Annotated in this window: 11 protein-coding genes and 1 pseudogene; 5 read left to right on the forward strand and 7 right to left on the reverse strand. The window is 68.8% G+C overall.

What is annotated here, in order from left to right:
- Nucleotides 1-18 precede the first annotated feature (18 nt).
- Nucleotides 19-1,161 (reverse strand): hypothetical protein, encoded by a 1,143-nt coding sequence (locus ABH935_RS38220; protein WP_370382859.1) that lies wholly within the window; start codon nucleotides 1,159-1,161, stop codon nucleotides 19-21.
- A gap of 415 nt (nucleotides 1,162-1,576) precedes the next feature.
- A complete protein-coding gene (locus ABH935_RS38225) occupies nucleotides 1,577-3,070 on the reverse strand; it encodes an alpha/beta hydrolase (RefSeq protein ID WP_370382860.1) in 1,494 nt (497 codons plus the stop codon).
- Nucleotides 3,071-3,187: 117 nt separating this feature from the next.
- Here ABH935_RS38225 and ABH935_RS38230 point away from each other — a divergent pair, with 117 nt between their 5' ends.
- A complete protein-coding gene (locus tag ABH935_RS38230) occupies nucleotides 3,188-4,192 on the forward strand; it encodes an ArsR/SmtB family transcription factor (RefSeq protein WP_370382861.1) in 1,005 nt (334 codons plus the stop codon).
- 64 nt (nucleotides 4,193-4,256) lie between these two features.
- Here ABH935_RS38230 and ABH935_RS38235 read toward each other — a convergent pair whose 3' ends face one another.
- From ABH935_RS38235 to ABH935_RS38245, 3 genes are all read right to left on the reverse strand, one after another.
- The gene (locus tag ABH935_RS38235; RefSeq protein ID WP_370382862.1) at nucleotides 4,257-4,472 is read right to left on the reverse strand and encodes a hypothetical protein; all 216 of its coding nucleotides are present in this window, start codon (nucleotides 4,470-4,472) and stop codon (nucleotides 4,257-4,259) included.
- A 135-nt stretch (nucleotides 4,473-4,607) separates the two neighbouring features.
- Complete coding sequence (locus ABH935_RS38240; RefSeq protein WP_370382863.1) at nucleotides 4,608-4,982, reverse strand: hypothetical protein; 375 nt, start codon at nucleotides 4,980-4,982, stop codon at nucleotides 4,608-4,610.
- A 20-nt stretch (nucleotides 4,983-5,002) separates the two neighbouring features.
- Complete coding sequence (locus ABH935_RS38245; RefSeq protein ID WP_370382864.1) at nucleotides 5,003-5,374, reverse strand: hypothetical protein; 372 nt, start codon at nucleotides 5,372-5,374, stop codon at nucleotides 5,003-5,005.
- Nucleotides 5,375-5,509: 135 nt separating this feature from the next.
- Between ABH935_RS38245 and ABH935_RS38250 the strand changes: the two genes are divergently transcribed.
- From ABH935_RS38250 to ABH935_RS38265, 4 genes are all read left to right on the forward strand, one after another.
- Nucleotides 5,510-8,224, forward strand: coding sequence for a cell wall-binding repeat-containing protein (locus ABH935_RS38250; RefSeq protein WP_370382906.1), 2,715 nt, complete (start codon nucleotides 5,510-5,512; stop codon nucleotides 8,222-8,224).
- Nucleotides 8,225-9,323: 1,099 nt separating this feature from the next.
- Nucleotides 9,324-9,830, forward strand: coding sequence for a GNAT family N-acetyltransferase (locus ABH935_RS38255; RefSeq protein ID WP_370382907.1), 507 nt, complete (start codon nucleotides 9,324-9,326; stop codon nucleotides 9,828-9,830).
- 290 nt (nucleotides 9,831-10,120) lie between these two features.
- Complete coding sequence (locus tag ABH935_RS38260; protein WP_370382865.1) at nucleotides 10,121-10,348, forward strand: hypothetical protein; 228 nt, start codon at nucleotides 10,121-10,123, stop codon at nucleotides 10,346-10,348.
- Nucleotides 10,349-10,575: 227 nt separating this feature from the next.
- The gene (locus ABH935_RS38265; protein ID WP_370382866.1) at nucleotides 10,576-10,749 is read left to right on the forward strand and encodes a hypothetical protein; all 174 of its coding nucleotides are present in this window, start codon (nucleotides 10,576-10,578) and stop codon (nucleotides 10,747-10,749) included.
- 878 nt (nucleotides 10,750-11,627) lie between these two features.
- On the opposite strand, the pseudogene ABH935_RS38270 reads toward ABH935_RS38265, so the two are convergent.
- Nucleotides 11,628-11,943: pseudogene (locus ABH935_RS38270) on the reverse strand (helix-turn-helix domain-containing protein); the annotation flags it as partial.
- 230 nt (nucleotides 11,944-12,173) lie between these two features.
- Nucleotides 12,174-13,268, reverse strand: coding sequence for a hypothetical protein (locus tag ABH935_RS38275; RefSeq protein WP_370382867.1), 1,095 nt, complete (start codon nucleotides 13,266-13,268; stop codon nucleotides 12,174-12,176).
- Nucleotides 13,269-13,354 lie beyond the last annotated feature (86 nt).

The following is a 13,354-nucleotide window of genomic DNA, read 5'->3' on the forward strand; positions in this document are numbered from 1 at the left end:
GGCGGTCGGCCGAGACGGTCAGCCGATCAGGTGCTGCCACCGCGAGTACGACACGCCATCAAGCGATGTGAAGCAGGTCGCGTTGGAGAACACGGTCTCGGCTTCGACGGTCGTCACGCCGTTGGCTTGAATGTGCAGACGGCCGTTGGTGGCGTTGCACAGGTCGACCGGGATGTAGACGTCGTAGCCCGGGGAGAAGGGGTAGGGAAGCGTGAACACGACGCTGTTCGTGTTGGCGCTCGACGTGGCGATCGCGCCGCTGAACTGGTAGGTCAGGCCGTCGTAGTCCTCGTCGATACCCGGCGCGGCCGTTCCGTAGCCGGCACCGTACCAGCCGTTCTGCAGGGTCAACGAGAGGTAGTTCGGGGTCGTGTTGAGCACGAACCAGGCGCCGTCGAGCGAGGTGAAGCAGTTGGCGTTGGTGGACGTCGACGACTCCTGCTGGACGACGACCGTGCCGTCCGTGTGGATGATGAGCCGGCCGTTGGTGGCGCCGCACATGTCGACGGGCACGTATTTCGTGGTGCTGGGGCGGTAGCCGACCGGCAGGGTGAACGCCACGGAGCCGTTCGCGCCGCCCGAGATGGCCCCGACGAAGTGGACGGTGCCCTGGTTCGAGCCGCCGGTGTAGTAGCTCGACTTGATCTGCACAGCGGGCTGCGCGGTCCCGTACGGCCCGCCCGACCAGCCGTTCTGGAGCGTCACCGGCAGGCCCGACGCCGCCGAGATCAGGAAGCTCGCACCGTCGAGCGAGGTGAAGCAGCTGGCGTTCGAGAACGCGCCCTCGGCCTGCACCGTCACCACGCCACTGGTCTGGATGACGAGCCGGCCCTTGGTGGCGTTGCACATGTCGACAGGCACGTACTCGTTCATCGTCGGCCGGTCGTTGGCCGGGAGGGTGAACGCCACGCCGGTGGTGCCGCCCCTGATCGCGCCGGTGAACACGACGACGCCGTCGGAGAGCTGCCGGACCCCGGCGTGCTCCGTGCCGTACGGAGCGTCCGACCAGCCGTTGACGAGGGTGAGCTGAGTCGTCGACGGCTCCTCGGCCGCGTACGCGATCGGCGCCGCGAGGAACGACAGACAGACCGCCAGCGCCGCGGCGATAGTCACGAACCGGCGCCGCATACGGCCGCCACTTCTCTGGTTGTTGCCGGTCACGAAGACCACCTTCCGATGGAATTGTCGCGCGGAGGAGCAGGGTGCCCTCCGCCTTCCTCGGGTTGAGTGTCGATCCGGGTGCGCGAGATACTAAGGGTTACCTCGTAGATGCAGGGTGTTCATGCAAGAGGTCCCGGGCGCTTTAATGCACTGGCTAACGATGATGTCTGACAGGTGCACGGGTTCTGAGAAAGGTTGGGGCGCGGATGGTTATGTCATTTCGCCGCGATGACCATCGCCGTTATGCATGATCTAGCCGCGCCTGAGAAAGACGCGGTACAGAGCTGCGGCGAGTATTCTGCGTAGTCTGTCGCTTCTCGGATTCTTTCTGGTGGCGGTTCTTGACGTGCACTGACCCAGGGTGGGGGTCCCGGCGGTGAGTCTGTCTGTGGTGGTCCCCGTGGCGTGAGCGTGATCAGCAGAGCGTTCCGCTCACCGGCGGCGTCCCGTTGATCAGGTCCTTGTCGACAGCATCCGTCACACAGGCGTTGGAGCGCCCGTAGGCGGTGTGACCGTGTCCCCGGAAGGTGAGCAGCACGCCGTGCGCGAAGGTTCGCGCGGCGTGGACACCCCACTGGTACGGCGTCGCCGGGTCGCCGGTCGTCGATACCACCACGATCGGCGGCGCGGCGGGCGCGGTCAGCGCGGCGGGCAGCAGTGTCGGCAGGTTCCAGGCGGTGCAGGGCAGGGCCTGCTCGGCGCGGCCCGCGCCGAGGTGCGGGCCCGCCGCTTCGGCCGCCGAACGCAACGCCGACCACCCCGGCGCGCTCGTCGGCCAGGGGCGGTCGGAGCACCACAGCGCGGTGCCGTCGACCGCGGTGCCGTCGTTCGTCCCGTCGGGGTTGCGCCCGGTCCACGCGTCCGCCATCGCCAGCAGCCCGGTGCCGTCGCCGGTGGCCGCCTGCGCCAGCGCGGCGTTCGCCAGTCCCCAGGTGACCTCGGGGGCGAGCCCCAGGAACGTGAACGCCGAGGCCAGTTCCCCGGGGCCGACCGTGCGGGTGCTGCCCGGCACCGGCAGCGGGCTGGTCCGGACCCGGGCGGTGAGGCCGTCGATCAGGGCGCTCATCCCCGCCGGATCCGGGGCCGGGCAGGGTACGCCGTTGCTCGCGGTACACGCGGATTCGTAGTACTTGAGCTCGCCTTCGAACCCGGCAGCCTCACCGACCAGGATCTGCTCGCCGCTGAGCGAGGGATCGAACATGCCGTCGAGCACGATGGATCGGACGTGGGTGGGGAACAGCTCGGCATACCAGGCACCTTGGAATGTGCCGTAGGAAAACCCGAGGTAGCTGATCCTCTGCTCGCCGATCGCCGAGCGGAGCACGTCGGTGTCGAACGCCGTCTGCAGCGTTCCGCCGTCCGACGTCAGGCCGGCCGCTGACGCGCTGCGACACGCGGTGGCATACGAAGCCCCTGCCCGCATCAGCGCGCCCACGTCCGACGACGCCGGATCAAGGTGGTTGTAGGTGTCCAGGGCCGAGTCGTCGAGGCAGTGCAGCGTCGGGTTCGACGCCGCGGAACCCCGCCGGTCCCACGACACGATGTCGAAGCGGGCCCGCAACGCGGGTGAGAACGGTGACGGCTGCTGCTGCACGAATCCGACTCCGGAAGCCGCCGGGCCGCCCGGGTCGACGAACAGCGTTCCGACGCGGTGCGCCGGGTTGGTGGCAGGGGACTTGATGACCGGCAGGTGTATCACCGGGCCGGTCGGATCGGAATAGTTCTGCGGCACGGTCAGCGTGGCGCATTGGAACGCCCCGCACGCCTGCCACGTCAGTGTCTGGCCGTCGAAGCCGGCGAACGGGTCGGCCGCGCGGCGCGCGGTGGCCGAAGCCGCCGGGACGACGCCGATCGCGGCGGTCGCGACCGCAACCAGCGCGGCCGCTCCGATCGTCTTCCTTTTGTGCATGGTTCCTCCGAGCGATCCAGATGCCATCGGGTGGGCGGCGCCAGTGTGGACGTCGCCCCACGGCCCGCTCGAACGCTTAGCCTCTGCCGCTAAAAGCTCCGAAGGAGGTCGTCGGCGGTGCAGGTGGTCATCCGGCTTCAGCCCCGCGATCTGGCGAACATCCGGTTCTCGATCTCGCCGGTCGCGCATCTGCTGCTCGGCGCCGTGCCGGACAGCCCCTACCCGGTCGCGCGCCGCTGGTGGCGGCGGGTCCGCCGGGACGCGCCGGCCGCGGCGGCCCCGGTCGTGGAGCTGCTCCAGGCCAAGCCGATGTTCACCCCGGATTTCCTGACGCCGCCGATCGCGCTGGACCCCCGGCGGCCCGCGCCGTCGATCGCCGACGAGCTCGACCTGATCCGCGCGGCGGGCCGGGCGCGCGTGGAACGGGAGCTCAGCTCCTACGATGACCTGCCCGACCCGCCGCGCGTGGTGCGGGCGCTGCGGGACGGCGGCCGGGAGGTGGACCGGCTGGCGGACGGCGTGTACGCGCTCTACCGCTCTTGTCTCGCCGACGACTGGCCCGACATCGAGCGCCGGTTGCGGGCCGACCTCGCCTACCGGGCCGGGGTGCTGGCCGAGCGCGGAGTCGAGGCGATGCTGGACTCGCTGGCGCCGGGGCAGGTGGACCACAGCGCGCTGACGGTGTCCGGCGGCTGCCGGCACCCCGGGCGCGCCGAGGTGGCGATGGACGGCCGGGGCTTCCTGCTGTCCGCCAACGGTTTCCTGGACGACAGCTGGGCGTTCTCGATCGGTCCGTGGCAGCAGCCGTTCCTGGCGTATCCGACACTGCGGGAAGCCGAGCCCCCGGCCGCGAGGCGGGCCGGCGATCCGCTGGCCGTGCTGATCGGCCGGGGCCGGGCCGCCGCGCTGCGGGCAGTCGGCCCCGGCTGCACCACCGGCGAGCTGGCCGCCCGGCTGGCGGTCAGCGCGCCGACGGCGTCGGTGCAGGCGACCGCGCTGCGCGAGGCCGGGCTGCTGGCCAGCGCCCGGGACGGTCGCGAGGTCGTGCACACGGTCACGGCGCTGGGCGCGGGGTTGCTCCTGGCGAACCCCGCGCCGGGTTCGGCGCTCCTGCGGCGGTGAGGGCCGCGAGCCTGTGAGCCCCACGGTCGAACGCCGTGCCCGGCTAAGTCCAGCTCGGCCCGGCTCAGGCGATGACCGGCTCCTCGGTCCGAAAGGAAAACCCGAGGTCGGCCCGCACCGAGTGCGCGACCCGCCGTCCCGACTCCCGTGCCCCGCCTATCCCGGCGGTCCTGCGATGGTCGCCGTACACGTAGAGCCCGTGGATCAGCCGGACTGGGCGGCGGAAGTTGTGCGGCGAGGCCATCGCGGACGCGGCGTGCGGAAAGTGGTGCGCGGCCACGCACTCCCACCGGTCGTCCGTCGTCGTGTACAGCTCGAAGAGCTTCTATTCGCTCGACCAGCCCTTTGAAACACCCCATGAAACACTGAACACCCTGGACGGTGACCGCCGGCCGCGCTGTCTCCTTCTCGCGGTTCAGAAGCCGCCCACAGTGCCAAGCGGCCGCCATGCATCGTCCATCTCGAAGGTGACCCGATATCCGTCTCTCGACTGGTCGACGTCGGCGGTCCCTTCGCCCAGCGCCATGCCGTCGACGTACTCGCCGACAACGACGTACTCGCCGACAACGACGTGCTCGCCGGCCCATGCCTGGGCCCAGACACGCGAGCTCAGCGCCGAGGCGAAGGAGAGGAACTGCGTCGGCCAGCGCGAACAAACACGGGAGAAGACAGCGTCGAGGTCGGGCAGCTCTCCCGCGATCGACGGCAGGCCGTGCCCGCGCACGTCGATGGTGAACCCGCGTTCTGACTCGGCCTCGACGCTGAACGAGGCCACCTCCCCGTCGGCCACCGTTCGTTCGTACTCGGAGCTCAGCGTCGAGGCGATGCGATCGGGAAGGCCAGGGCTCGACCGCCGGAGGGGTCGTCCGGCCCCAGCCGCGGATCGTCCAAAAGCTCGGTAACCAGCAGCGCCGTCGGCGCGGTTGCCGGCCAGGCCCTACGGTCGCGGCGCAGCGTCGTGGACCACAAATGCGAGTAGCCGTCCACGAAGACCCGAGCATCGTTGTCACTGCTCGCGCTGTCAGTGCAGCCAAGAAGCGCATGCAGATGCCGTGGCGTATCGGAGGCAGGCCCTTCGGCGTGGAACACCCCAGACCAGTCGACGTCCTCCGCACGCGCAATCACGACAAGGATCGTGTCACAGCGCCCCGACTCAGGATTGCAGGCCAGATCTGCGGCCATGATCAGCGTTTATGTACCTGGTGACACAGTGGCGGTCTACGCTGCAGACATCATCTCGCGGCTTCGATGCCATCGCTCGGGGGGTCCTCTATGCGTGCTCGGCGTGTGACGACGGTTGCATTGTCTACATTGCCTGTGCTCCTGACGGCTGCTCCGGGGGTCGGCCACGCCGCCGACGCAGTGACGCTGTTCGTTGACAACCGCCCGCAGGCGCACTGCGACGCGTCGGCGGATGCCACCGGGACCGCGTCCGCGCCGTTCTGCACTATCACCGCAGCGGTGAACAAGGTGGGTCCGGGCGGGACCGTGCTGGTGCGAGGCGGCGAATACTGGGAGGACATCAACGTCGCCGTGTCCGGCACCCAGGGGGCGCCGACCACCATCAAGGCTGTGAATCCCGACATCGAGTTCTGGCCGCTGACGACCGGCTTCACGGTGCGTGGACAGCATGACGTCGTGATCGACGGTTTCCCGATCCTTGGCGCCTCCAACGGGATCGCGGTGAGCGACTCCACACGGATCACCATCTCGCACAACGTCACCAGCGGCTATAACGCCCCTGGCGCAGCGATCCACTTGTCGCATGTCAGTGACTCGTCGGTGGTCGACAACCAGGTGGCGCAGGGAGCTGATGGAATCGTCGTCGACGGCGGCTCGTCCTCGGTGGTCGTCGCCGATGACATCGCCTGGTCGGTCGGCGGGGTGGGCGTCCGGGTCGTCGACAGCGTCGGCACCGCTGTCACGAACAACACGTTGGACCATTCCGCCTGCGTCGGCGTGGCGGTCACCGGCACCTCCGTCGGGACCAGCGTGCAGAACAACGTCATCTCAGGCAACGGCGACAACGGTGCCTGCTCCTCGACGGGCGAAGACTCCAGGGGCCAGCTTGAGGTGACCTCGTCGACCAGCGGCACGGTGGCCGACTACAACGACGTCTACACCACGGCCGGAGCCTACGGATTCCTCTACACGTGGAACGGCACGAGGTACACCGCGGTCTCCGCCTTCACCGGCGACACCCACCAGGGCGGCCACGACCTCGTCTCGGACGACGGCGCCACGTCCTTCGACCGGCGGGTGCCAGCTGGCAGCGCCGTCGATTCCGCGAACGCGGCCGCGGCGGGCGTCCAGGCCGCCGACTACTACGGACATCCGGCGACCGACGACCCGAAGGCTACCGACACCGGTGCCGGCGCGGTTTCGTACCTGGACCGCGGTGCGATCGAGAACGTGGGCACCGGCTATCTCGACCTCGCCACTGACAGCGGCGTCACGTCGGACGGCCACGGGACCGTCACGGCACAGGCGATGCCGATCGGCGACCTCTGGGACCAGGCTGTCAGCTACACCTTCGACTTCGGTGACGGAACGGTCGTCGGGCCGCAGACCTCGGCGACCGCTGCGCACACCTACAGCCCGGTCGGCGAGTTCGAGATGGTCGCCACGGCCACGTATCCCGGCGGCCGGACCATCTCGACCAGCCGGCAGATCGCCGGAACCGTCGTTACCAGCGCCCCGCACTTCACGGCCACCGCCGTCGCCGGGGGAATGGCCGCGATGGTCAGTGTCAGCCCGCTGGGCGGCCAGACGCTGGCACCGGGCAGGTACATCATCAACTTCGGGGACGGTAGCGCGCCGCTCGGCTGCGAAGTCGCCGCCGGGACGCCGGAACTGGATGTCCTACACACGTACACAGCGGCAGGCACCTACCCGCTCATGGTCGTGTACTACAACGCCGACGGCTACCGCCTGGGGCAGGTCCAGCCCAACCCCACGTCGGTGACGCTGCCTGCGGCGGGCCCCACGCCGACTCCGACTCCGCCGCCGACTCCGACTCCGACTCCGATCCCGACCCCGACCCCGGTGCCGCCGTCGCCACCCACGCCGGCCGCCGCCGCGCCGAAGGTCTACCGCGACGCAGGCAGCGACCGGATCGGGACCGGAATCGCGATCTCGCAGCAGCGCTGGACGGCCGGCGGCTCGGCGAAGGCCGTGGTGCTGGCCACCAGCCTCAACTATCCCGACGCGCTGTCCGGCGGACCGCTGGCGGCGAAGAAGGGCGGACCGCTGCTGCTGACCGACGGCTCGGCCACCTGGCTCGACCCGCGAGTGCTGGCCGAGATCCGGCGGGTGCTGCCCGCCCACGGCGCCGTCCACATCCTCGGCGGCGACGGGGCGATGAATCCGGCGATTGTCAACCAGCTCAAGTCACTTGGCTATGCAGTCACGCAGTACAAAGGAGCGGACCGCGCGGACACCGCGCTGAAGGTCGCCCGCGACGGCATGGGATCGCCGCAGCACGTGGTCGTGGCCACCGGCGACGGGTTCGCCGACGCCCTGGCCGCGGGCCCGTACGCCGCCGGGCCGTTCGCCGACGCACCAGGCTCCCCCGCCGCGATCGTGCTCTCCGACGGCGCCCACCTCGACCCGGCCACCGCGGCCTTCCTGAACGGCAAGACCGTGGCCACCGTCGGCGCCCAAGCAGGCCGCGCCTGGCCGAATGCCGCGAAGTCCTTCTCGGGTCTGAACAGGTTCGACACTGCAGCTCGCGTCGCGCGCGAGTTCACTGGGGCGTTCGCGAATACGCAGGTCGGGATCGGTAATGGCATCGCCTCGGGAACCAACCCCGGCTACCCTGACGCCCTGACCGGCGGGGCGTACATGGCCGAGTCCAACGGCCCGATCGTTCTGGTCGACGGCATCACCGGCACCATCCCCGCCGAATCGCAGGCCATCCTCGCCGGGCGTCGCAGCAACACCAGGGCCGACATCTTCGGCGGCAGCAACATCATCGCGCCAGCACTCGCAGCATCCATCGTCACGCTGCTCCATGGCAACGCCCAGTTCTGACGCCGCATGTTGCGGAGGGAGTCTCGGGCCGACCCGGCCCGAGACTCTGGGAAACGATCACCGATAGCTCGGGAGACAGACCCTGGTCTTGGCCCGCCAGCCCAGCTCAGCACCATTCCGTCGGTACCCCCCGTTGCGCAGCAGGAGACCACTCTCGGTCGCCAGCTGGACTCCACACTGCGATCGAGAATGACTCGGTCGCAGCGATGCCGCGTCAGATCGGCTTGGCGTCACCCGAACGAGACCGGATCCGCAGGCCCACGCCACAGGTCGCGCCCGGCATTGCACACTTGAAGAACTGGCATGTCCTTACCAAGCTGCGCACCGACTCCGCTCGCGCCACCAACCTGCTGCGGGCCCCGCTCGTCCTGACGACACTCGAAGTCGACCGGCGACAGACGATCACGACCGCAGACACTCCAGCTGTGCACCATGCGGTGGTACTGCACGATCAGACACGACACATTTGATGATCGGTTTTCGCTTCATCTGACTGCAGATATCTCATCGCGTATGCGCTGGTCAGCGTCCTGGGTCAGGACATGTTTGTCGAATCGTGGAACGCGGGTCGAGTTGGAGCCCCAACTTGGTGTCAGGAGACACCCCACCTGGCAAGGCTGGCAAGCTGGGCGGCCCGGGTTCGCCGCCACCACCTGCTGGCTGGCCACGGCTGGGGCTGTGGAACAGCTTTGTGCTCTTGGCCATCTTGGCGGCTGTGGTGGTGCTGGTCTTGTGGGGAGACCTGGCCACAGCGGACGTGGTGGCGGTGCTTACTACAGTCGGCGCCTTGTACACGGCAATCATCGCCGGGTGACCGGTAAGCCTCGCGCGGAATACGGAGATACCGGGCACGTCCGCGCGAGCCTGAAGGACATCAACGGAGTTCCCAACGATCCTGGTTGCCGCGGTACCGCGCGGCAACTGGCAGGCACGGGAGTTGGAAGTTGCGGAGTTCGAGGGCTGACGCCAGGGACCGCTGCAGAGCGTGATCCAGTCGCCACTTGTTCATCCCGCCGTGTGTAACGGTGCCAGGGTGTGTGTAGCGCTCGGGTAGGTTTGCCAGGTGGAGGCGACGTACGAGGAGCTGCAAGCAGAGTTGATGACGGAGCGGCTGCGATTGCGGCGATGGCTGCCGTCGGATGCTGAGGAGTACCGCGGGTTGTGGGTTGAGCGGGACCAGCGTGCGTTGCGGCGAATCGACGCGGAGGGGCGCCCGACAGTCGACGATCTCCGTGAATGGATCACCCGCAATCCCCTGGGAGCGGAGCCCGGGCTGGGTTTGCTGCCGATCGAGCTGCGGGATACGGGGGAGTTCATCGGATACTGCGGATTGACCGTCAACGGGGCGTCTTTCGACGAACCCGAGATCGCGTTCGAGCTCGCTCGGAGAGCTCACGGTCACGGGTATGCCACCGAGGCCGCGTGTGCGGTCGTCGAAGCCGCGGCTCGGACGGGACGGCGGCGGCTGTGGGCGACCGTGCGGGAGTGGAATGCGGCGTCGTTCCGTGTGCTCCAGAAGCTTGAGTTCAACCGGAGCGGTCGCGTCGACAAGGATGCCGAGCGCGGCGATTCGATCTGGTTGACACGCGTACTTGACCAGGCCTAGACGCGTAAGCATCGCCGAATTGACGGCAGGTACGAAGCCTGTCGGCGCCTTGGTCAGGATGGCCATGTGTCCGTCCTGCACGATCGACCGCCAGCCGTCACGTCCGCAAGGCGTTGACCTCATCGACGGCTGCGGGTATCTCGCCGTAGCTGGGGTCGCCGACTGGTGAGCTCGCGTATTCAACTGCCGCGAGTTCGTTGACGCTCCGGGTCCGTTGACGGCCGGCGGCTCCGTCTCCCATGGCCTGCGTTGTAGCCTCTGCAGCATCGTTGATCGATCTGGAGGCGCCAATGGAGATCGTGGCCATCATGGCTGCGTTGGCCGAGCAGGGCGTCACGGTTCTCCTCAAGGCTGATGCCGAGCGGATGCGCGATGGCAGCAAGCCGTGGACGTTCGTTGCGAACGGCAAGCCCTTCCACGAAGACGTCCTCGTAAGAACTGATGCCGTCACCGTGGAGCGCTGCCTGGAGATCTGCCTGCCGCGGCTGCGGGAGCTTGGTCTGACGATTCCCGAATAGACGCAGGTCAGCTGGTGCGGGTCGAGCGCGGGGTCCAGCCTGCCGGAGACCGTGTGTGGTCCCGAGCGGCGTAGCGGCTCCAGTCGCCTCCGCTCTCTGCGGCAACCCTGGCGGTGGCGACGTAGTGGTAGGCGAGGGGGGTCGGCGACGATAGGGGCCGGTGTCTCTAGGACGTGCTGGCGGATGGCGGCGGCCCGGCCGGCGACCGGGGTCGGCGGTGTGCCCAGGTGAAGCAGGACCTGGCCGTCCTCGTGCAGGACATCGCCCGGGCCGAGGCGGACGACGCTGCTCATGGGCTGGGCGTAGAGCAGGAAGATGAGCCCGGCGGCGCGGCTGCGCAGGGGGATCTCGTCGTCGGTGAGGAGCCGTCCGATCTGGGCGAGCCGTTCGGGTTCGGGTAGAGGGGCAGTCTGGTCGGCCTGGGCCAGTGGCGGCAGCTCGGCTCCCGGCATCAGCTTGTTGGTGATGCTCCAGTTCAGGAAGCTGCGGAGAGCGTTGCGGGCGGGCGCGTGGTGCCCGGCGTACCAGAGGTCGACCTCGGCCCGGCGGCAGTCCTCCAGGGCCAGGCTGCGGTCGGCCAGCCACGCGAGGAAGCTGGTGGCGTGTTTGACCTGGTCCTTAGCGAAGTCGCGGCTGGCGGGGGCGACCGCGCTCGGCGCGGCCGGAGCCGGGGAAGCACTCGCCAGGTGGCGAAGCGGCGGACGAGCTGGGCGTGTTCGGGGCTCGCGATCGTGGCCAGGTGCGCAGTGAGTCACCGCTCCAGCAAGCAGATCTGCTTGTCGGCGGCGGGCAGGATCCCGCAGGAGGTGAGGAGTTCTTGCAGGTGGGCGGCGCCCCGCCAAGGGTGGAGGGTGTTGAACGCCGCGTGGGTCAGCTCGATCTCGCCGCGGCCCAGACGCCGCAGCAGGTAGGCCGGGCCGACCTGCTGCGGCTTACGCGTATGAAGCCAGGTCAGGATCGATAGCGGCTTCTCCGCGCTGAGCAGGAGCCCGGTCAGCGGCGCGAGCGCGGGACGGATGCGGCCGGTCCCGTCGTCCAAGCGCTCGTCGAGCCGATCGGCCAGCGTGCAGCGGGGACACAACCGTCTGGGACGCCGACCGGGAAGCGCCCGGTCGGTTCCGCAACCGAGGCAGACGCCGCGGGTCCGCACCGCGCGGTCGGCGCAGGTGCGGCAGGCCGGGCCGTCCGGACAGACCTCGGCGACCAGCCGTGGCGGGCGCAGGTGCGCTTGTGCCACCGCTCGATCTGCTCGTCCGTGATCACGGCTCGTCCAGGATCCGGCCGGACGCGGCCGCAGCTTGGCCACCACGGCGCCGGGGGCGGGGACGTCGCCGGAGGCGGTCTTGCGGACGCCCGCGTTCTGCGCGCTGGTGGCGATCAGATCGGCCGGAGCGCAGCCGAGCATGTCGCAGAGCGCAGACAACACCTGCAGCGACAGCCGCTTCGGGGGTGCCGGAGACCAGGCGGTGGACCTCGGAGGCGGACAGGTCAATGCCGCGCTCGCGCAGCAGCGGCACAAACTCGGTCGCGGTGAACATGCTCTTGTCGGCCATCACCTCGCGAAGCCGCCAGGCGTATCCGATCTGCCGCTTCACGTCTTCCTCCGCGCGGCCGCCTCCAGCGCTGCGGCGACGGTGCCGTCCAGGTGCCGGCGTAGCGTGCGGACCCGGAAGTCCGAGCTGACGCATAACGGCACAGTCAGGTATGGGAACTGTCTGAATGCCCCAGCGCCAAAGCCGCCGGGCCCATTAAAAGCACGTCCACGGCACAGTCTTGCCTGCCCCTGGGCCCGCAATGTCGAGTCAGGCCCGGCGGGTTCGCGCGGTTAGGGCCGACCGGACCGACTCACCGCTTGTGCGCGCGACCGTGCCCAGGTCCGGAGGCGACCTATGGCGAGTCCGGCGACGGCTGCGGCAAGCACCGCCGTCAGGTGCGCGATCTCTATTTCGCGCTGGTTGGCGCCTGTCTTCGGAGCGAGCCCATTGCCGGTCCCCACGCTTGCCACCAAGTCTTGGAAGTCTCCGTCGGCTATGTGCACCGCTGCAGGCGGCTGCGTCCCTGCGCCGGAAGGCGCGTCGGGTGGCATGGTATCGACGGACGTCCCCATCCGCGTGAGGGCCAGGTGGAGTGTCGTTCCGCAGGCGAAGCCGAAGGCGGCGACGAGTACGAGCACCACCACGGCCGGGGCGATGGTACTGGCAGTGGAAAGGGTGCTGTCTGCGGCCATGTAACTCACTGCGGAGGCAACTGTAAGGCCAAGGCCGATGTGGACGACGCGGCGTGTCGTCTTGTCCCGGTTCTTGAAGCATCGGCCGGCCTGCTCGCGGCGGGTGGTAATCCATGCCGAGCGGCAGGCGACGATGAGTTGGGTCCCCAGCAGGCTCCAGGCCAACACATTGATACCGGTGATCGGATGCGATTGGCCGTACCTGATAGACAAGTAGTCCTCGACGGCTTCGTAGACCATGCCGACGATCAGCAGGTTCAACACGCAGGCGAACGCACGGGCGAATTTCGCCAGGTCCCGCCCCCGGTCCGAGGGCGGATCGGTGCCCTCGTCGGCGGCCTCCAACATGAGCACGACGGAATAGACCAGGATGATACCGACACTGCCGAATCCGTCCGTAAGGATGGTGTTGTCGCTGATTGCCTGTCCGCTGCTTACCGCAGAAGCAGACAACGAGGCATACAGCACGCACATGATCAGCAGTCCGAAGAACGATGCGATGAGCGCTCGACCCGTCGCGGCCAGGACGCGTTGCGCCCGCGAGCTGTCAGTCAGCCAGGTCACGACCAGGAGCACGATCGCGGTGAAGGCGAAACCGCACATGATCCCGGCGGCGGTTGAGTACATGGTGGCCGCGACCGAGACGTTCGTGCCGATCGGGTAGTTCGGGTCGGCGGACTGAAAGGTGCCCATGTCAGCGCTCACTCGGCGGTCGAGCCGCGTGGCTGAACTCCAAAACCCGGGGAGTGCCCTCGTGATCCCAGGTGCGGCGGCGCCAC

This window comes from Catenulispora sp. GAS73, assembly GCF_041262085.1.
Taxonomy (GTDB): domain Bacteria; phylum Actinomycetota; class Actinomycetes; order Streptomycetales; family Catenulisporaceae; genus Catenulispora.